17 protein-coding genes are annotated in these 17,050 nt (G+C 64.6%); 7 read left to right on the top strand and 10 right to left on the bottom strand.

Annotated elements, in window-relative coordinates; genetic code table 11:
- Nucleotides 1-94: 94 nt before the first annotated feature.
- Both E5S69_RS13225 and E5S69_RS13220 read right to left on the bottom strand, forming a co-directional pair.
- A complete protein-coding gene (locus tag E5S69_RS13225) occupies nucleotides 95-856 on the bottom strand; it encodes an SDR family NAD(P)-dependent oxidoreductase (RefSeq protein WP_171515085.1) in 762 nt (253 codons plus the stop codon).
- Nucleotides 857-911: 55 nt separating this feature from the next.
- A complete protein-coding gene (locus E5S69_RS13220; RefSeq protein ID WP_171515084.1) occupies nucleotides 912-1,652 on the bottom strand; it encodes an SDR family oxidoreductase in 741 nt (246 codons plus the stop codon).
- Between the two features lie 250 nt (nucleotides 1,653-1,902).
- On the opposite strand from E5S69_RS13220, the gene E5S69_RS13215 reads away from it, so the two are divergent.
- A complete protein-coding gene (locus E5S69_RS13215; RefSeq protein WP_171515083.1) occupies nucleotides 1,903-2,829 on the top strand; it encodes an AraC family transcriptional regulator in 927 nt (308 codons plus the stop codon).
- Nucleotides 2,830-2,837: 8 nt separating this feature from the next.
- Here E5S69_RS13215 and E5S69_RS13210 read toward each other — a convergent pair whose 3' ends face one another.
- From E5S69_RS13210 to E5S69_RS13200, 3 genes are read right to left on the bottom strand one after another with little or no spacing between them, the layout of a single operon-like run.
- Nucleotides 2,838-3,764 (bottom strand): NADP-dependent oxidoreductase, encoded by a 927-nt coding sequence (locus E5S69_RS13210; protein WP_171515082.1) that lies wholly within the window; start codon nucleotides 3,762-3,764, stop codon nucleotides 2,838-2,840.
- Nucleotides 3,764-4,192, bottom strand: coding sequence for a nuclear transport factor 2 family protein (locus E5S69_RS13205; protein ID WP_171515081.1), 429 nt, complete (start codon nucleotides 4,190-4,192; stop codon nucleotides 3,764-3,766). The genes E5S69_RS13210 and E5S69_RS13205 overlap by 1 nt, the downstream gene beginning before the upstream one ends.
- Before the next feature lie 25 nt (nucleotides 4,193-4,217).
- Nucleotides 4,218-4,658 (bottom strand): DoxX family protein, encoded by a 441-nt coding sequence (locus E5S69_RS13200; protein ID WP_171515080.1) that lies wholly within the window; start codon nucleotides 4,656-4,658, stop codon nucleotides 4,218-4,220.
- A 96-nt stretch (nucleotides 4,659-4,754) separates the two neighbouring features.
- Between E5S69_RS13200 and E5S69_RS13195 the strand changes: the two genes are divergently transcribed.
- Nucleotides 4,755-5,666, top strand: a complete 912-nt coding sequence (locus E5S69_RS13195; protein ID WP_171515079.1) for a LysR family transcriptional regulator — start codon at nucleotides 4,755-4,757, stop codon at nucleotides 5,664-5,666.
- 295 nt (nucleotides 5,667-5,961) lie between these two features.
- Here E5S69_RS13195 and E5S69_RS13190 read toward each other — a convergent pair whose 3' ends face one another.
- From E5S69_RS13190 to E5S69_RS13175, 4 genes are all read right to left on the bottom strand, one after another.
- Nucleotides 5,962-6,258 (bottom strand): high-potential iron-sulfur protein, encoded by a 297-nt coding sequence (locus E5S69_RS13190; protein WP_171515078.1) that lies wholly within the window; start codon nucleotides 6,256-6,258, stop codon nucleotides 5,962-5,964.
- Between the two features lie 154 nt (nucleotides 6,259-6,412).
- Nucleotides 6,413-7,468 carry an alkene reductase gene (locus E5S69_RS13185; RefSeq protein WP_171515077.1) on the bottom strand — a complete coding sequence of 352 codons (1,056 nt, stop codon included), beginning with the start codon at nucleotides 7,466-7,468 and terminating at the stop codon, nucleotides 6,413-6,415.
- Between the two features lie 84 nt (nucleotides 7,469-7,552).
- Nucleotides 7,553-7,849 carry an ArsR/SmtB family transcription factor gene (locus tag E5S69_RS13180; RefSeq protein WP_018314104.1) on the bottom strand — a complete coding sequence of 99 codons (297 nt, stop codon included), beginning with the start codon at nucleotides 7,847-7,849 and terminating at the stop codon, nucleotides 7,553-7,555.
- Nucleotides 7,850-8,020: 171 nt separating this feature from the next.
- The gene (locus E5S69_RS13175; RefSeq protein WP_171515076.1) at nucleotides 8,021-8,782 is read right to left on the bottom strand and encodes an NADPH-dependent F420 reductase; all 762 of its coding nucleotides are present in this window, start codon (nucleotides 8,780-8,782) and stop codon (nucleotides 8,021-8,023) included.
- A 214-nt stretch (nucleotides 8,783-8,996) separates the two neighbouring features.
- On the opposite strand from E5S69_RS13175, the gene E5S69_RS13170 reads away from it, so the two are divergent.
- Nucleotides 8,997-11,306, top strand: a complete 2,310-nt coding sequence (locus E5S69_RS13170; protein ID WP_171515075.1) for a TonB-dependent receptor — start codon at nucleotides 8,997-8,999, stop codon at nucleotides 11,304-11,306.
- A 38-nt stretch (nucleotides 11,307-11,344) separates the two neighbouring features.
- Nucleotides 11,345-12,406, top strand: a complete 1,062-nt coding sequence (locus tag E5S69_RS13165) for a beta-propeller fold lactonase family protein (protein WP_171515074.1) — start codon at nucleotides 11,345-11,347, stop codon at nucleotides 12,404-12,406.
- 11 nt (nucleotides 12,407-12,417) lie between these two features.
- On the opposite strand, the gene E5S69_RS13160 is transcribed toward E5S69_RS13165, so the two are convergent.
- Nucleotides 12,418-13,098, bottom strand: coding sequence for an ankyrin repeat domain-containing protein (locus E5S69_RS13160; protein ID WP_171515073.1), 681 nt, complete (start codon nucleotides 13,096-13,098; stop codon nucleotides 12,418-12,420).
- Nucleotides 13,099-13,449: 351 nt separating this feature from the next.
- Between E5S69_RS13160 and E5S69_RS13155 the strand changes: the two genes are divergently transcribed.
- The 3 genes from E5S69_RS13155 to E5S69_RS13145 all read left to right on the top strand — a co-directional run bounded on the left by E5S69_RS13155 (nucleotide 13,450) and on the right by E5S69_RS13145 (nucleotide 17,020).
- Nucleotides 13,450-15,180 carry a pyrroloquinoline quinone-dependent dehydrogenase gene (locus E5S69_RS13155; protein WP_171515072.1) on the top strand — a complete coding sequence of 577 codons (1,731 nt, stop codon included), beginning with the start codon at nucleotides 13,450-13,452 and terminating at the stop codon, nucleotides 15,178-15,180.
- Between the two features lie 22 nt (nucleotides 15,181-15,202).
- Nucleotides 15,203-15,817 carry a c-type cytochrome gene (locus E5S69_RS13150; protein WP_171515114.1) on the top strand — a complete coding sequence of 205 codons (615 nt, stop codon included), beginning with the start codon at nucleotides 15,203-15,205 and terminating at the stop codon, nucleotides 15,815-15,817.
- 162 nt (nucleotides 15,818-15,979) lie between these two features.
- Nucleotides 15,980-17,020, top strand: a complete 1,041-nt coding sequence (locus E5S69_RS13145; protein ID WP_171515071.1) for a virginiamycin B lyase family protein — start codon at nucleotides 15,980-15,982, stop codon at nucleotides 17,018-17,020.
- Nucleotides 17,021-17,050: the final 30 nt, after the last annotated feature.

The raw sequence follows: 17,050 nt of genomic DNA, 5'->3' as shown, positions 1-17,050 counted from the left end.
TCGATGCGCCGGTGATGAACCAGGTACGGGATGCTTGCTTCACGGTAAGAACTCCTTGAGTGATGAAACGTTTGGCTGCGGACAGGATGTTTCTTCAGGGCAAGGCGACGCTCATGCCCCCGTCGGCCATGACCACGGCTCCGACGATGAAGCTGGCCTTCTCCGATGCGAGGAAGGCGATCACCTCGGCAATTTCCTTCGGCTGGGCTGCGCGGCGAATGGGTGCCTTCTTGCCATGCTCGGCAAGAAATGCCTGGCCATCGGCATGGATGTGATTGGTGATGTTGGTAATGACATCGCCAGAGCCCACCGCATTGACGCGAATGCCATGTTCGATGGCTTCCAGCGACAGCGCGCGAGTCAACTGCGCAAGCGCACCCTTCGACGCCGCATAGGCCGCGATCAGCGGAAATGCCTGATAGCAGGCGTAGGAGCCCACGTTGACGATGGCGCCGGTCTTTGCCGGCACCATCGCGCGCATGGCTTCCCGGGAGAACAGAAACGCGCCCGTGGCATTGACGGCCTGGATGCCGTTCCAGTCATCGAGCGACATGTCCACCAGGGGCTTATTGATGATGATCGCTGCGTTGTTGACCAGGATGTCGAGCTTGCCGAACCGGTCAATCGCGGTGGCCACCGCCTGCACCGCGCTTTCCTCGCGCGCCACATCGGCGACGATGGGAACGATGCCGGGACGCGCAAGGGCTTCCACGTTGCTGCTGCGCCCGACGGCAATGACGCTCGCGCCTTGAGCATGGAGCAGTTCCGTCGTGGCCAGGCCGATGCCACTGGCTGCACCGGTAACGATGGCGACCTTGCCTGCAAAGGCGCCGCCTGCTGTGTGAGTGGATGTCATGGTGTTCTCCTTGATTCGCTTGGGTAATGCGTCGTGCTTAGTGCGTACCGGCTCGTCAGAACGGGCTGGCGGTGGGGCGCACGACGATCTCGCTCACGTCGACGTCGGCAGGCTGCTCCACTGCGTAGGCAATGGCACGCGCGATGGCGTCGGGCGTGATGGCGATGCGGCGGAATTCCTTCATGGCCGTCCGCGCGGTGTCGTCAGAGATCGAGTCGGCGAGCTCGGATTCCACGACGCCGGGGCAGATCACCGTCACGCGGACGTTGTCGGTTTCCTGACGCAGTCCGTCCGAAATCGCGCGCACGGCGAACTTGGTGGCGCAGTAGACGGCGGCAGTCGGCGACACGGATAGTCCGCCGATCGAGGAAATATTGATGACCTGACCGTGTCCCTGCGCTTCCATTGTTGGCAACACCGCGGCAATGCCGTGCAGTACGCCACGGATATTCACGTCGATCATCCGGTTCCACTCGCCTACCTTCAGGGCATTGAGCGGCGAAAGTGGCATCACGCCTGCGTTGTTGATCAGCACGTCGATGCGGCCGAAGGCGTCGAGCGCGAAGCGGGCAAACGCCGTGACGTCGTCTGCGGAGGTCACGTCGAGTTCGCGATAACGAACGATGCCGCCGTACGCTTCGATCGATTGCGTCAGTTCCGCGAGCCGGTCGGTACGGCGCGCGCCAATCACAAGCCGGTGGCCTTGCGCGGCGAGCAAACGGGCCGCACCCTCGCCGATGCCGCTGCTGGCGCCGGTGATCAGAATGACTTTCGACTGTTCGGTTGTGTTTGCCATATTGCATACTCCTATCGTTGGTTCGGGTCTGGCCGGTAAACTCCGCGCTTGACGTGGTACGTTTTCGGCAGGTTGTCTGCCATCAATGAAGCGATATGGTTCGCCAGCCGGTGAGTGAATGTTAGGGATGGCCGGCCTTCCGGCGAATACACGGACCGATGCCGTCATTGCCTATTCCTATCACGTACGCTAGAGCCGGGCGCGAGGGAAGACTAGAATGGCGCCTATAGCGAACACACAGGAGAACGTGATGTCGAAGGTCCGCTCCCCCGCTTCCGTCAAGATGGTCAGCCTCATCGAGAAACTGGCGCCTAACGAGGGCTACACGCAGTCGACGCTCGATAGCGTTCGGCTGATGCGTTCAGATCGTCCCCTTGGGCGCACGCCAGTGCTGTACGAGCCGAGCATCGTGATCGTCTGCCAGGGCTGCAAGCTGGGCTTTCTGGGTAATGAGGTCTATGTCTACGACGCGCAGCACTATCTGGTGCTGTCTGTGCCGCTGCCGTTTTCGACGGAAACCCAGGCGTCGCCGGAGGAGCCGATGCTTGCGGTTTCCATCCGCCTGGACCTCCTCGAACTCAGCGACCTGATCACGCAGATCGGTGCGGCGGGACATCTTCCCGACGAGCCGCCGAATGGCATGGTGTCTACACGGCTTGACGAGACTCTGGCCGGCGCAACAGTCCGGCTGCTGGAGGCATTGACGGTGCCAATGGATGCGCAAATCCTGGGACCGAGCCTTGTGCGGGAGATCTGCTATCGGGTACTGACGGGCGCGCAGGGCGGCGCGATGCGTGCCGCACTTGTCCACCACGGACGGTTTGGCCGCGTCGCGAAAGCGCTGAAGCGCATCCACGCCGACTATGCTGCGCCGCTCAATGTGACACGTCTTGCCGAGGAAGCGGGCATGAGCGTGCCGGCATTTCACGCGAACTTCCGCACGGTGACGCAGACTTCGCCGATCCAGTACATCAAATCGACCCGTCTCCACCAGGCGCGCCTGATGATGATCCGCGACGGCGTCACTGCCGCGGCGGCAGCAGGACGCGTCGGCTACGAAAGCGCCTCACAGTTCAGCCGGGAGTTCAAGCGACTTTTTGGAAGAACGCCGGTTGAGGAGGCACGCGACATGCGCGAGTCTTTCACCCTTTCGCCGGCGGTCCGCTTTGGTGCCTAGGGCAAGGTCTACTTGATCACGTCTAGAACAACCTTGCCTCTCACGTGGCCGCTCATGCTGTGGCCAAGGGCATGGCCCGCGTATGACAGAGGAAAGACCGAATCGATGTGGGTGCGCAGATCGCCCGCTGCATGGAGCGCTGCCAATTTCTCAAGCAGCGGGCCATCGCTACGGGTCGCAAAATGTCTGCCATTGGCCTGCGCGCCTTGGGCGCGTGCGGAATCAGGTCTGGCAACGGTCGAGACCAGCGTGCCACCGGATTTGAGCACAGACCATGACCGGTCCTGGGTTTCTCCGCCGATCAGGTCCAAAACCAGGTCGACACGTGAAACACGCTTGGAGAAATCCTCGGCACGGTAGTCAATGAAGGCGTCGGCGCCAAGGCTCTGGACATAGTCCCGATTTCTCGCCGAGCCGGTGCCGATCACGCGCGCACCGGCCAGCTTGGCGAGCTGCACGGCCGCACTGCCTACACCGCCTGCCGCACCGTGAATCAGGACGGCTTGGCCGGCTCGCAATGCCCCATGTTCCTGTAACGCCTGCCAGGCCGTCAGCGACGCCGCAGGAAGCGCGGCGGCCTCGGCAAAACTCACTGACTCTGGCTTGCGTGCCAGCCGGGACGCTTCCACCACAGCGCGCGTGGCAAAGGCCCCGACGATGCCAATGAAGCCCATCACTTTGTCCCCCGGCTCAAGCGTAGTGACATGGCGTCCTACGGCGATGACGGTGCCAGCAGCATCCACGCCCGGCGTAAATGGCAGCGGCAGTGGAATGAACGCCTGCATGGCGCCACTGACAATTTTCCAGTCGATGGGATTCACTGACGCCGCGGCAACATCGATCAGTACTTCGTTGTCGCCAGGCACGGGATCGTCCACCTCGGCGACAGTCAGACGGTCAGGGCTGCCATAGGCAGCGACTCGGATCGCTTTCATTAGATGCTCCTGGAAGAGACGCCCACCACGGGGGCATCGAGGGCGAGGGCGGCCTGGACCGGATCAAAATACTCCCGCAGATGCACGATGCGGTCGTCATGGGCGGTCAGGAACACGACGTACTCCTGGCGATAGATACGGCCGGTCGCAGCAATGAGGCCCTCGGCGTGTACCCGTGCGATCGCATGCCGGGGGTCATCCGTCGCTGTCACGACGGCATCGAAAAAGCGGAAGTTCTTCACGGCTGCCGCGAACCAGCTCGCGTGCCGCAGCACGGATTCGCGACCTTCGAGTTTCAGCGGATGGCCCAGACTGGGGGCGTAGGGCAAATCCCAAACGATGTTCTCGGCAATCAGTCCCTGCCATTGCTGTGGCTCGTCCACCAGCCATTGGAGGTGTTGCTGCATGAGCGTTGTTGCGATGGTCATGATGTGGTCTCCAGTCATCCAATCATCAGGCGACGACGCGGGCGGCTGCTGCGCGACGGTTGTCAATGCTGAAGGCGCCCGGTCCAAAAGCCACTACCTGCAAGAGGCCACCGGCCATTGCCAGGTTCTTAAGGAAATGGAACATCTGGTTCTGGTCAGCGAGTGCGTGATGGAAGATCAGTGCGGTCACGACAGCGTAGGCAGCAAGCAGTAGCGCTGTCAGACGCGTCTTGTAGCCAACGACCAGGAGCGTGGCGCCCGCCAGTTCCAGGACCAATGCGCCAGTTATTCCGAGCGCAGGCGCCGGTAGACCGAGCGATGCGATATAGGACATTGTTGCGCCGGGGGCCAGAAGCTTGCCAATGCCGCTGATAAAGAAGATGGCTGCAATGAGCGTGCGGCCAGCGGCGGAAACTACCGGGTTTGCGGCGAGCGAGACATTGAGGTTCGAGTTCATGGTGATCATCCTTTCAAGTGAGAGTGGGTAGACCGAAGAGTAAAGACTTGACATGTATCCAGGAAGCCTATATTTCTAGATGTAATCCATCTAAACCATAGATACATGCTCGACGCCGTCTCGCTGGATCAGCTTCGCACCTTCATCGCCGCTGCCGATGAGGGCAGTTTCTCCGCAGCAGGCCGTAAGCTGCGCCGCGCGCAGTCCGTGATCAGCCATACGCTGGCCAATCTGGAGGGGCAGATTGGCGTACAGCTCTTTGATCGCGTCGGACGTTATCCGCGACTGACGGATGAAGGGACGGCCTTGCTTGCGCAGGCGCGCCTCGTGGTAAGCGGCATGGACGGCTTCAAGGCAAAGGCCCGCGCCATATCCGACGGACTTGAACCCGAGCTGTCCGTCGTGGTGGACGTGATGTATCCAATGGCGTCATTGACTGACGCCGTGGGCGCGTTCCGGGAAGCGTTTCCGCACACACCATTGAGGCTTTACGTCGAGGCGCTGGGCGCCGTCATGCAGCCTGTACTCGCGCAGGCATGCCGGATCGGCATCAGCGGTTCGATGCCATCGGTCCCGGAGCTTCTCGATGCCGAGAAGCTCCGGGATGTTTCCATGATCACGGTCACCGCGCCGTCACACCCGCTGGCATCAAAGAAGGGGATCATCCGGCCGGCCGAGCTCAAGGCGCATGTGCAATTGGTGCTCACCGATCGCACAACCCTCACGGAGGGCAAGACTTTCGGCGTCTTCTCCCCACAGATATGGCGGCTTGCCGATCTCGGCGCCAAACATGCATTCCTACGCGCCGGATTCGGATGGGGCCATATGCCGGTAGCGATGGTGCAGGATGACCTGGATGCCGGGAAGCTGGTGCCCTTGCGGCTTGAAGCCTTCCAGCCGTACACGCCTCCAATCGCCATGTTCGCGGTCTATCGAAAGGACACGCCGCCGGGACCCGCCGGTCGCTGGTTTCTCAAACGGCTTAAGGGCGCCCGTGGTATCGAATCGATGGGGTAACGGAGGCGAGCGTCTCAAGATCATTCATGTTCGGTCAGAGACAATAGCGAGTCGATAGACCGATATGGGTCGCGAGCGGAAATCCATGGTCGCTGGCGCCCTGGCGACCGACGATCGCCCGCCTTCGGCCATGACGCGACATTCGCTCTTTCCGTCGGTCACAAATATGGATGTCCGTTCCTCGCTGAGAATGGTCCCCCCAACTGCGAGCTAGGGCTTCCGGCCGCCCGCTGCCAGCCACCCGCCTTGCCAAGGTATGCAGCGCGCGATGTCAGCCCTGCTCCCAGGCGCTGCATCACCCCTTCGCCGCGACATCCTTGCCGCCGAACAGTGCGCAACCGCCGGCGGCGCTGCCCTCGTCACCCTGGTAAAGCTGGCAGTTGGCGCAGGTCTGCGATGGCTTGTGGGCCGGGTATTGCCGCGGATCGACCTTGGACGAGTGGGCCATGTAGCCGACCTTGAGCGCCTGCGGCTCCTGCTCGCCCAGCATGGCGGCGGCGCGGGCCGGCCGGCTGCCGAGGGCCGCTGCGGCAGCGATGCTGCCAGTCAGCGCAAGCGGGAGATAGCCAAGGAACTGTCGTCTGCAAGGCATGGCCGGGGCTCCTCTGTTGGGGGACGGTGCCCGGCTTATGCCTGCCGCAGGAGGCAGAGCTTACTGCGCGTCGTCCGCAAGAGGCAATGACGGCGCCGGAAGGACGGCGCGCAAGCATGGTGGCCGACGCTGGTGCGCGGGCCACAACGGCTGCTCAGGCGAGCGCGGGGTAATCGATATAACCTTCGGCGCCGGGATGGTAGAAGGTTTCCGGCTGCGGCGCGTTGAGCGGCGCATCCAGTTGCAGGCGGCGCGGCAGGTCCGGGTTGGCGATGAAGAGCTGGCCGAAGGCCACTGCGTCGGCTTCGCCGGCCTGCAAGACGTGCTCGGCGGTGGCCTTGGTCATTTTTTCGTTGGCGATATAGGTGCCGCCGAAGGCCCGCTTCAGTTCCGGCCCCAGGCGGTTATCGCCGAGCGCTTCGCGCGAGCAGATGAAGGCAATGCCGCGCTTGCCCAGTTCGCGTGCCACATAGCCGAAGGTGGCGGCGGGGTCGGAGTCGCCCATGCTGTGGGCATCGCCGCGCGGGGCCAGGTGCACGCCCACGCGCGCCGGACCCCAAACCGCGATGCAGGCATCCGTGACTTCCAGCAGCAGCCGGGCGCGATTTTCGATCGAGCCGCCGTAGGCATCGTTGCGCTGGTTGGTGCTGTCTTGCAGGAATTGATCGAGCAGGTAGCCATTGGCGCCGTGCACTTCAACGCCGTCGAAGCCGGCGGCCTTGGCGTTCTCCGCGCCGTGCCGGTAGGCGGCGACAATGCCCGGGATTTCCTCGGTTTCAAGCGCGCGCGGGGTGACAAAGGCGCGCTTGGGGCGCACCAGGCTGACATGGCCGCCGGCCGCGATCGCGCTGGGTGCCACCGGCAGTTCGCCGTCGAGGAAGACCGGGTCGGAGATGCGGCCCACGTGCCACAGTTGCAGGAAGATGCGGCCGCCGGCGGCGTGCACGGCGTCGGTAACGTGCTTCCAGCCAGCCACTTGTTCTTCCGACCAGATGCCCGGGGTGTCGGCATAACCCACGCCTTGCGGAGTCACGGCCGTGGCTTCGCTCAGGATCAGGCCCGCTGAAGCGCGCTGTACATAGTATTCGGCCATCAACGCGTTGGGCACGCGGCCGCCGCCCACTGCGCGCGAACGCGTCAGAGGCGCCATGATGACGCGGTTGGGAAGGTCGAGGTCGCCGATACGGATCGGGTCAAAGAGTGTGGGCATGGTTTTCGGTATCGAGGAGGGTGAATGCACCATCGGTGCGGAATTTGGCGCTTGCGCGCCGCTGACTATGCGCAGTGCAGGTCTTCAAAGATCGCTATGCATGTGATCGAGGAAGGCGCGGATGGTCTCTTCATCGCGCTTGAAAAAAACCCATTGGCCGACCCGCTTCGACGTCACCAGCCCGGCTCGCTGCAAGGTCGCAAGGTGGGCCGAGACGGTGGATTGCGACAGCCCGGTGCGCGCGTCGATCAGGCCCGCGCATACGCCGAGGTCGAGCGGATATTCCTGCTCGCCGAAACACTGCTGCGGCGTCTTGAGCCAGGCCAGGATATTGCGCCGGACCGGATTGGCCAGCGCCTTGTGGATGGCATCGATGTCCATGGAGGGGTTCGCCTTGGGTGAAGGAACGCTGTTTCGCCAATCTGCGAAACATAGATCATTCCCTTACAAATTTAATATCGAGATTATACGATATAACTTTCGGCTTTGCTGGCGTGGTCCAAACGGCACTGGCCTTCCAAGCGAGGTATGGTCTCTTATCGTTTTGCCGCGCTATTGCCCATTCATCTTGCTGCGGAATTCCTCCGCAGTGCCAATCTGCCGGAACAGCGGCCCGCCCGGCGCGAACTTGTCCGCGCTGGCCAGCGGCCCCACCACCACCGGCTCAAACCCCGCATCGCGCACCAGTTGCGCCGCCACCTGCAGCGCCGCCTGGTCGTCGCCGGCAATCGGCACGGCAATCAGGCCGCCCGGCCGGTGATGCTGACTAGCGAAGTTGGTCGCCCCCATGAAGTTGAACGCCCGCACCACGCGCGCGCCGGGCAGGTATTTCGCCGTGGTGATGCCAATGCCGTTGCGCTGGGCTTCATCGGCAATCGCGCCGTCGCGCTGGGCAATGGCATTGGTGGCATCCAGCACGATCTTGCCTGACCACGCTCCGGCATGCTCCTGGCCGAGTTGCGGCAATGCGCCATAAGGGGTGGCGAGGAACAGCACATCGGCAAAGGCGATTGCCTGCGCGACGGTGCCAGCCTGCGCCAGCGGGCCGAGGCCGTCGACCAGCGGCTTGAGCGCTTCAGGATGCCGCGACGAGAACAGGACCGGGTGCCCGGCCTTGACCCACAGTCCGCCGACGGTCCCGCCAATGCGTCCGGAGCCGATCACGCCAATGCGCGCCGGGCCCGCGTTCCCGCCAGCAGCCGTTCGCTGAGCGCAGGCGGTCAACGGCGGAAGGTTCAGCGTCAGGATGGCCAGGGCCCCTGCCCGCAGCATGCGGCGGCGTTCGGGATCCATGACAACTGCCGGCTTTTGCATCGCGCGCTCCCAGGAAGACTGCTTGACCCCGGGGCCGGTGCGCAAGGACGCCTGCTGCACACTGGCCGCCAAGAAACTCTAGGCGAAAAAATGGCTTGCCGGGCAATGGCGCTTGGCACTGCCTGCGCGCTGGATTAGATTAGGTAGCATTGGCGCCACTCCAGGAAGTCTCCATCACAGCCGCCCTGTGCGAGGCGGCGCCAGAGGGAAAGCCATGGCCGATGCCCGACGCCGCACCTGCCCGTCCTTGCCTGCGCCGGGCATGGTCGCCGTTGCGCTGGCGGCGGCCACGCCTGTCGCAGCGCAGCAGGCGAGCCCGGATCCGGGCAGCCAGGCCGACCAGGTCCACAACCTCCAAGAGGTCACCGTCGTGGCCCCGACACCCTTGCCCGGCTTCACCATCGAGCGCCAGGCTTTTCCCGCCAATGTCCAGACTGCCACCGATGGCGACCTGGAACGGGCGAAATCCACCAGCCTCCCGTCCTTCCTGGCGGAGCACATGAACGGGATCGTGGTCAATGACGCGCAGGGCAATCCGTTCGCGCAGGACATCCTTTACCGCGGCTACCGGCTCTCACCCACGCTCGGTTCCACACAGGGGCTGTCGCTGTACCTTGACGGCGTGCGCCAGAACGCGGCGCTGGGCGATGTCATCAACTGGCCCGGCATTCCTGAGGCCGCCCTCAGCACGCTGACGCTGGTGCCCGGCAGCAACCCGCTCTACGGGCTCAACACGCTGGGCGGCGCACTAGCGCTGGTCACCAAGTCCGGCGAAACGCATCCGGGCGTGGAGGCCGACCTCAGCATCGGCAGCTACGGCCGCGCGCGGCTTGATATCAGCGCGGGCAAGTCGCTCGGCGACGGCTGGCACGCCTACTTTGCCGGCACCGGCTGGCGCGAGGACGGCTGGCGCGACCGCTCCGGCAGCGATCTCGGCAACCTGTTCTTCAAGCTGGGCCGCTCGACCAGCGCCACCCAATGGAGCATGAGCCTGCTGGGCAGCAACAGCCGGCTGTCAGGCAACGGCCTGACGCCAGACAGCCTCTACGGCCAAGACCGGCGCGCGATTTACACCGCGCCCGATGCCACGCGCGTGAAATCGCTGCAGCTGACGCTCAACGGTGCGCATCAGTTCAATGCGCAGGACCAGCTGCAGCTCACCGCCTACGTGCGCCGCACGCGCTTGCACGCCAACAGCGGCGATATCAACGATGACTACCTCGACACCCTGCTCGGCTGCCAGGGTGCCGATGGCTGCCAGGGGGATGAAGTGCCCCCCAGTGCCATACTCAATACTTCCACGGTAAGCGAGACCAGCTACGGGCTGTCGGCGCAGTGGTCGCACGATGGCGAGACCCACCGCTTCGCACTGGGTGCCGCGCTGGACCTGAACCGGTCGCGCTACACGCAGGCCACGCAGCTGGCCAGCTTCGACGCTGCGCGCACGGCGCAGGGTGATCCCAATGCGCCGGTGGCCACCAATGCCTTGCTGGACGGCCACGACAGCACTGTGGGGCTGTACGCCACCGACACCATCCGCCTGCTGCCGCACAGCTTCCTGACGCTGGCCGCTCGCTGGAACGACGGCCGCCGGCATACAGTGCTGGGCGCGCCCACGCCGTCGGACGAGCGCTTCACCTTCGCGCGCCTCAATCCCTCGGTGGGGGTATCGCACCTGCTGTCCGACAGCGTGACGGTCTTCGGCTCCGCCTCGCAGGGCACACGCATGCCCACGGCGATCGAGCTGGGCTGCGCGGACCCGGCCAACGCCTGCCAGCTGCCAACCGGCCTGCAGGCCGACCCCTTCTTGCGCCAGGTGGTCACGCGCACCGTCGAGCTGGGCGGACGCTGGCAGCCGGCTGACACCACTGAAATGACGCTGGCGCTATACCGCAGCCACAATACCGACGACATCATCTTCCAGCGCTCGCCATTCAGTCCGCTGGGGTATTTCTCGAACTTCCCGAAGACACGCAACCAGGGCTTCGAGCTCGGCTTGCGCCAGCTCCTGGGCCGGCTCACGCTGCGCGCCGGCTATAGCTATACGCAAGCGACCTACCGGGCGGACGGCCAGTTGCAGACCCCCTTGGCCGCGCCGGTGATGGTGCATCCGGGCACACGCATGGCAGGGATCCCGCTGCACAGTTTCAGGCTCGGGGCAGACTGGCGCGCGACCACTTCCGTCAGCGTGGGCGGCGACGCGATCGTGTCGTCCTCGCGTCCGGTCGCGGGCAACGAGGATGGCGCGCTCAGCGCGCAAGACCCGGGCCTCGCCCGCACCGCTGGCTTCCTGCTGCTGAACCTGCGCGCCAGCTGGCAGTTCTCGCCGCGCTGGCAAGTCTATGGGCGCATCGACAACCTGTTCGACCGGCGCTACCAGACCTACGGACAGGCGGGCTACAACCTGTTCCCGGGCGGCACGCTGCTGCTGCCGGGCGCGGCCGTACCCGTCGGGCGTTTCGTGGCCCCGGGCGCGGCCCGGCTGTTCCTGGTCGGCGTGCGCTATGAATGGGACGGGCGCTGAGCGGGCAACAATATCCTGCCTGACAACGAGGAGACACCATGCCTTCACATCCGTGCCGTACCTGGCACCTGCTCGCCTCTGCCGTACTCGCGCTGGCCGGTCCCGCTGCGGCCAACGCGGCGCAGGCCTACGTGTCGACCGAAGGCGGTGGCATTGCCGTCATCGACCTGGACCGGCTCGAAGCCGTGGCCAGCCTCCCGACCGGGGGCAAGGGTCCGCGCGGACTGAGCGTGACCGCCGATGGCAAATACCTGCTGACGGCCAACAAGGACACGGGCGACCTGGCGGTGATCGACATTGCCACGGGCCAGCTGGTCCGGCGCGTGCCGATCGGACAGAACCCGGAATTCATACGCGTGGCGGGGGGCCAGGCCTTCGTCACTTACGAACCGGGCGAACGCTCCGGCCCGCCCGGCGCCGCGCCGCCACCCTCCGCCAAGGGCAATGGCAATGATCACAAGCCCCTGCCGGCGGAAGTTGCCGTGATCGACCTGAAGGACTGGCGCGTGAGCCGGACCATCCGCAGCGGGCTGGAAACCGAAGGCATCGAGTTCTCGCGCGATGGCAAGCTGATGCTGGTCACCAACGAAGGTGACGACACCGTCACGGTCTATGAGAAAGCCAGCGGCAGGCAAGTGAAGCTGCTGCCGATGCCGGCTGGCTCGCGCCCGCGCGGGATCAAGGCAAGTCCGGACGGCAGGCGTTATGTGGTGACGCTGGAATCGGCCAATGCCTTCGTCGTGCTAGACGCCGCGGACTTCCGCGTGCAGCGCACCGTGCCGACGCGTACCGGTCCCTACGGGGTGGCGTTCGATCGCGCCGGCGCGCGGCTGTTCGTCGCCGCATCGCGCGCCGATACACTGCAGGTATTCGATGCGCAGACCTTCGCCTCGCTGGCCGAGATCGCGGTAGGCAAGCGCTGCTGGCATTTCAGCTTCACGCCGGACGATGCGCGACTGCTGGTGGCCTGCGGGCGCTCCAATGCGGTCTATGTCTTCGACGCGCGCACCTACCAGCCAGTGCGGCAGTTCGACGGGCTGCCGCTAAGCTGGGGCATCGTGACCTATCCGAGGAGCGTGGGTTCGATCGATTCGCCTTGACCGCAGCGGCACTACCTCGCCGGCCCCGCCGCGGTCTGGCTACCCGGCAGGTTGGTCAATGCGTGCTTCGCGCCGGCCTGCTCGGCAATCTCGCGCGCAGTCAGCCCGCGATCATCTCGCAACGCGGCATCCGCGCCACGCGAGAGCAGCAGTTGCACGACCTCGTTCCGATCGTAGCCGGCCGCCCACATCAGCGCGGTCAGGCCATGTGCATAGCGCGCGTTGATATCGACGCCGGCATCGAGCAACTGCTTCACCACCACCGTGTGTCCCTCCCCCGCTGCGTAGATCATGGCGGTCTTGCTGACGCGGTCGGTGGCGTTGAGCTCGGCATGACGCGCCAGCAGCAGCGCGGTGATCTCCTGGTAGCCACCAAACGCAGCCGCCATCAGCGGCGTCACGCCTTGCACGTTCGCCTGGCTGACATTGGCTCCGTGTTCGACCAGCGCGCGCGCCATGCCGGTCAGGCCGCGCTTGGCGGCAGTCAGCAGCGGCGTGTCGCCGATACGGTTGCGCGAGTTCACCGCAGCGCCCTGTTCCAGCGCACCGCGCACGCCGGCCTCGTCCCCGGCGCGCGCCGAAGCCAGCAACCGCGCGTTCACGCTGATGTCGTCTTCCGCAAGTGCCTGGCCTGCGAGCAGGCCTAGTGCGCACAGGCACGCCACTGAAACCTTTCGCGGACCACGCTTCATTTCCGGCTCCTCGGAAAACAACCGGTGCGACGCGTTGCGCAAGACCGGTACCGCAGTTCAAGGCCACTCGCTGGCTCATTCGCTCACCCGCCCGCTAAGTCTGGTGCGTGCGAAGCACAAATTCAAGTCGCCTGCGGGTGCCCTGATGCCAGGAACCAGCGGATCCCTTGCGGCGTGTCAGCCACGCCTGGTGAGCTGGTTGTTTTGCGGGGGTTCTTGCCTATACTGCACTTTACCTCGGGCCACTTCGACGCATGGCAAGGCCTGCTTTGCGTCGGCACGGTACGCAGCGACTCATGCGTTTCCCACACCCAGCGGCCAGGTCGACAAGAATCAAATAAGGAGCACCCCATGCTCTCATTCCCTCGCCTCTCCGGGCATGCCCTCTCCTTGCTGTTTGTTGCCTTCCATGCGTCCGCCGCGCTCGCCGCCGAGGAAATCCAGGGCGGTGCGACCACGCCAGCCGCGCCAATGTCCAGTGCGCTGCGCCCGGTCACCCAGGCTCAGCTCGATGCCGCGGGCACCAACAGCAACGACTGGCTGCACTCCAACGGCTCGTACGTGCAGACGCGCTACTACCCGGCGGCGCAGATCAACACCAAGAACGTCGCCAGGCTCCGGCCCGCCTTCATCTTCCAGACGGCCGTGATGGAGTCAATGGAAACTGCGCCGATCGTCGTCAACGGCGTCATGTTCCTCACGACTTCCTACAACCACGTCTATGCCATCGACGCGGTGACGGGCAAGGAGTTCTGGCACTACAAGCACAAGATGGGACCGATCACCACGTTCTGCTGCGGGCCTAACAACCGTGGCGTGGCGATCAGCGGTGATCGTCTCTACATGGGTACGCTTGACGCCAAGCTGGTCGCCCTCGATGCCAAGACCGGCAAGCTGCTGTGGGAAACACAGATCGCGGACCCGGAGCTTGGATACTCGGAAACCATGGCGCCGGTAGTCATCGACGACAAGATCCTGATCGGCACCAATGGCGGCGAGTACGGCATCCGCGGCTTCGTCAAGGCGTTCAGCGCCACCGATGGCAAGCTGCTGTGGACCTTCTACACCATACCCGAGAAGGGCCACGAGGGTGTCTGGGCCACCAAGGACGCTACCGGGCGCGACATGAAGCGCGACATCGCCGCGGAGAAAAAGATGCTGGCCGACAAGGGCGGCGACTTCTACAAGACACTTGGTGGCGGCGTGTGGATGGCCCCGGCAGTGGACCGCGCCAACAAGCTGGCGATCTTCGTAGTGGGCAATCCGTCGCCCGACCTGTATGGCGCGATCCGTCCCGGAGACAACCTGTACACCGATTCGCTGGTCGCGGTCGACCTGGACACGGGCGCCTACAAATGGCACTCGCAATATATCGCCCATGACGTGTGGGACCTGGACGCAGCCAGCCCACCGATCCTGGTCGATGTGCGCGATGAAAAAGGCCAGATGATTCCGGGCGTCATCCACGGCGGCAAGTCCGGGCACGTCTATGTGCACGACCGCCGCGACGGCCGCCTGATCCGCTATTCCCAGGCGATGATCCCGCAGGAGAACATGTGGACCTTGCCCACCGCGCAAGGCGCGCGCATGCTACCGGGCGCAAACGGCGGCGTGGAATGGTCGCCGATGGCGTTCAACCCCAAAACGCGGCTTGCCTATGCCGCCAACCTGCATCAGCCGATGACCTACCAGGTGGAAGACGTGCCTTATCCGGGCGGCAAGCTGTGGCTGGGCGGCGCATTCAAGGTCATCCCGAGCGAACAGCAGTGGGGCAAGCTTTCGGCGGTCAATATCGATAGCGGCAAGGTGGCGTGGGACTACAAGACCGAGCAGCCGCTGATCGGCGGCGTGCTGGCTACCGCCGGCGGACTCGTCTTCACTGGCGAGGGCAACGGCCTGTTCAAGGCGTTTGATGCGGCCAACGGCAAGATGCTGTGGCAGTTCCAGTGCGGGGCCGGCGTCAATTCACCGCCGGTGTCCTATACCGTCGGCGGCAAGCAGTACATTGCCGTGGCAGCCGGCGGCAACACCCAGCTGGACTTCAAGCGCGGCAACAGCATCCTGGTGTTCGCGGTGCAATAGGTCCGTGGCAAACGATCCGGAAATGCGGGCTCCCCCGATCCGTGCGCGCCGCCATCCCGCGGCGCGGCGCGTCGTGGTGTCTGCCCTGCTCGCCCTGTTCGCAGCAAGCGGCAATGCCCGTGCCGATGCGGCGGCCGGACAGGCCAAGGCACAGGTATGCGTTGCGTGTCACGGTCCCCAGGGCAATTCCACCAATCCCGCCTATCCGCAACTGGCGGGACAGACTGCGCGCTACCTCTACCTGCAGTTGCGTGATTTCAAGGAAGCACGGCGGAGCGACCCTGTCATGTCGCCGATGGCCACGCCGTTGTCAAAGGAGGACATGCTGGACCTGTCCGACTACTTTGCCGCGCAGAAGCCGATGGCATCGACCTACAAGGTCGATGCAGCGCGGGTCGCGGCCGGACGCAGCAAGTCGGAGGAAGTGCTATGCACGATGTGCCACCTCGGCGGCTTCGCCGGGCAGAACGAAATACCGCGGGTAGCCGGGCAGCAGTACGCGTATATCGTCAAGCAACTGGAGGATTTCCGGGCCCGGCGGCGCACGAATGACGCGGGGAATATGACAAGCGTATCGCGCAACCTGAGTGATGACGATATCAAGAATCTCGCGAACTACATTACCGGCCTGAATTGATCCGGCGGCCGGATCGTCAAGGCGTAAGGCCCCTCCGGCGTGGCGCGCGACCTCGTTTCGGTACGCGGGCGGGGTTGCCAGCGATCCCCGCCCCAGCCGTTTTCCACTGTCGCGGCAGGCGATTTCCTCACTTTGCGACGCATACTCGGCCAGGAGGCGGACATGCTGGAAGTCGAGAAGGGAAGAGCCGTGACAGCGGTGAGCAGGATTCTTGAATCCGTGTTGGTTCCGCTATGTGCATCGGCCTTCCTGAGCGTCCTGCTCGCGATGACTTCGGCACGGGCGCAACCCTTGTTCGAGACGTTTGCCGTCCCCCCAGGAAGCGCACCGCACGATGTTGCACCAGCCCCCGACGGCACTGTGTGGTACACCGCGCAGGCGCAGGGCGCGGTGGGACGCCTGGAACCTCGCTCCGGCACGGTCGACACGGTGTCTCTCGGCGCAGGCTCGGCGCCACACGGCGTGATCGTCGGACCCGATGGAGCGGCATGGATCACGGACGGCGGCCAGAATGCAATCGTACGCGTCGACCCTAAGACACGTGCCGTAACGCGTTATCCGCTCCCGAAGGACCGGCCGAATGCCAATCTGAATACCGCGGTGTTCGACAAGCGAGGGCATCTGTGGTTTACGGGGCAAAGCGGCATCTACGGCGAACTCGACCCAGCGCGCGCCACCATGCGCGTTTTCGATGCGCCGCGCGGGCCCGGTCCGTACGGCATTTGCGTGAGCCCTGACGGCAGCCTGTACTTCGCGTCACTGGCCGGTAGCTATCTCGGCCGCATCGATCCCGCGAGCGGCGCGGCGCAGGTCATTGAGCCGCCGACGCCGAATCAGGGTGCGCGACGCGTATGGGCCGATTCGAAAGGGCGTACTTGGATCAGCGAGTGGAGCGCTGGGAAAGTCGGCGTGTTCGATCCGGCAACGCATCAATGGCGCGAATGGCGGCTGCCCGGCCACGACCCCCATGCCTACGCGATATTTGTCGACGATCGCGACATCGTTTGGCTTAGCGAATGGAGCGCCAACGCGTTGGTTCGCTTCGACGCGCGTGCCGAGCGATTCGAAGTGATCACGCTTCCGCGTCCGCACGCGAACGTACGCCAGATAATGGGCCGCCCTGGGGAAGTCTGGCTGCCCGAATCCGGCACCGACCATCTGCTGCGCTACCGGCCTGGTGCGGCCGATGCCAAACGCAATTGATGCCGCTCTGCGGCGGGGCCATAGCGTGCA

The organism is Cupriavidus necator (assembly GCF_013141915.1).
Taxonomy (GTDB): Bacteria; Pseudomonadota; Gammaproteobacteria; order Burkholderiales; family Burkholderiaceae; genus Cupriavidus; species Cupriavidus necator_B.
Note: the sequence above shows the minus strand (reverse complement) of the source record. Positions and strands in the feature narration are given on the sequence as shown.

What these genes read in the sequence shown, in the direction of transcription:
- E5S69_RS13195 (WP_171515079.1), top strand. Translation starts at nt 4,755, where the DNA reads ATGCTCGACGCCGTCTCGCTGGATCAGCTTCGCACCTTCATCGCCGCT.
- E5S69_RS13165 (WP_171515074.1), top strand. Translation starts at nt 11,345, where the DNA reads ATGCCTTCACATCCGTGCCGTACCTGGCACCTGCTCGCCTCTGCCGTA.
- E5S69_RS13205 (WP_171515081.1), bottom strand. Translation starts at nt 4,192, where the DNA reads ATGACCATCGCAACAACGCTCATGCAGCAACACCTCCAATGGCTGGTG.
- E5S69_RS13155 (WP_171515072.1), top strand. Translation starts at nt 13,450, where the DNA reads ATGCTCTCATTCCCTCGCCTCTCCGGGCATGCCCTCTCCTTGCTGTTT.
- E5S69_RS13200 (WP_171515080.1), bottom strand. Translation starts at nt 4,658, where the DNA reads ATGATCACCATGAACTCGAACCTCAATGTCTCGCTCGCCGCAAACCCG.
- E5S69_RS13180 (WP_018314104.1), bottom strand. Translation starts at nt 7,849, where the DNA reads ATGGACATCGATGCCATCCACAAGGCGCTGGCCAATCCGGTCCGGCGC.
- E5S69_RS13185 (WP_171515077.1), bottom strand. Translation starts at nt 7,468, where the DNA reads ATGCCCACACTCTTTGACCCGATCCGTATCGGCGACCTCGACCTTCCC.
- E5S69_RS13210 (WP_171515082.1), bottom strand. Translation starts at nt 3,764, where the DNA reads ATGAAAGCGATCCGAGTCGCTGCCTATGGCAGCCCTGACCGTCTGACT.
- E5S69_RS13215 (WP_171515083.1), top strand. Translation starts at nt 1,903, where the DNA reads ATGTCGAAGGTCCGCTCCCCCGCTTCCGTCAAGATGGTCAGCCTCATC.
- E5S69_RS13145 (WP_171515071.1), top strand. Translation starts at nt 15,980, where the DNA reads ATGCTGGAAGTCGAGAAGGGAAGAGCCGTGACAGCGGTGAGCAGGATT.
- E5S69_RS13190 (WP_171515078.1), bottom strand. Translation starts at nt 6,258, where the DNA reads ATGCCTTGCAGACGACAGTTCCTTGGCTATCTCCCGCTTGCGCTGACT.
- E5S69_RS13225 (WP_171515085.1), bottom strand. Translation starts at nt 856, where the DNA reads ATGACATCCACTCACACAGCAGGCGGCGCCTTTGCAGGCAAGGTCGCC.
- E5S69_RS13160 (WP_171515073.1), bottom strand. Translation starts at nt 13,098, where the DNA reads ATGAAGCGTGGTCCGCGAAAGGTTTCAGTGGCGTGCCTGTGCGCACTA.
- E5S69_RS13170 (WP_171515075.1), top strand. Translation starts at nt 8,997, where the DNA reads ATGGCCGATGCCCGACGCCGCACCTGCCCGTCCTTGCCTGCGCCGGGC.
- E5S69_RS13175 (WP_171515076.1), bottom strand. Translation starts at nt 8,782, where the DNA reads ATGCAAAAGCCGGCAGTTGTCATGGATCCCGAACGCCGCCGCATGCTG.
- E5S69_RS13150 (WP_171515114.1), top strand. Translation starts at nt 15,203, where the DNA reads ATGCGGGCTCCCCCGATCCGTGCGCGCCGCCATCCCGCGGCGCGGCGC.
- E5S69_RS13220 (WP_171515084.1), bottom strand. Translation starts at nt 1,652, where the DNA reads ATGGCAAACACAACCGAACAGTCGAAAGTCATTCTGATCACCGGCGCC.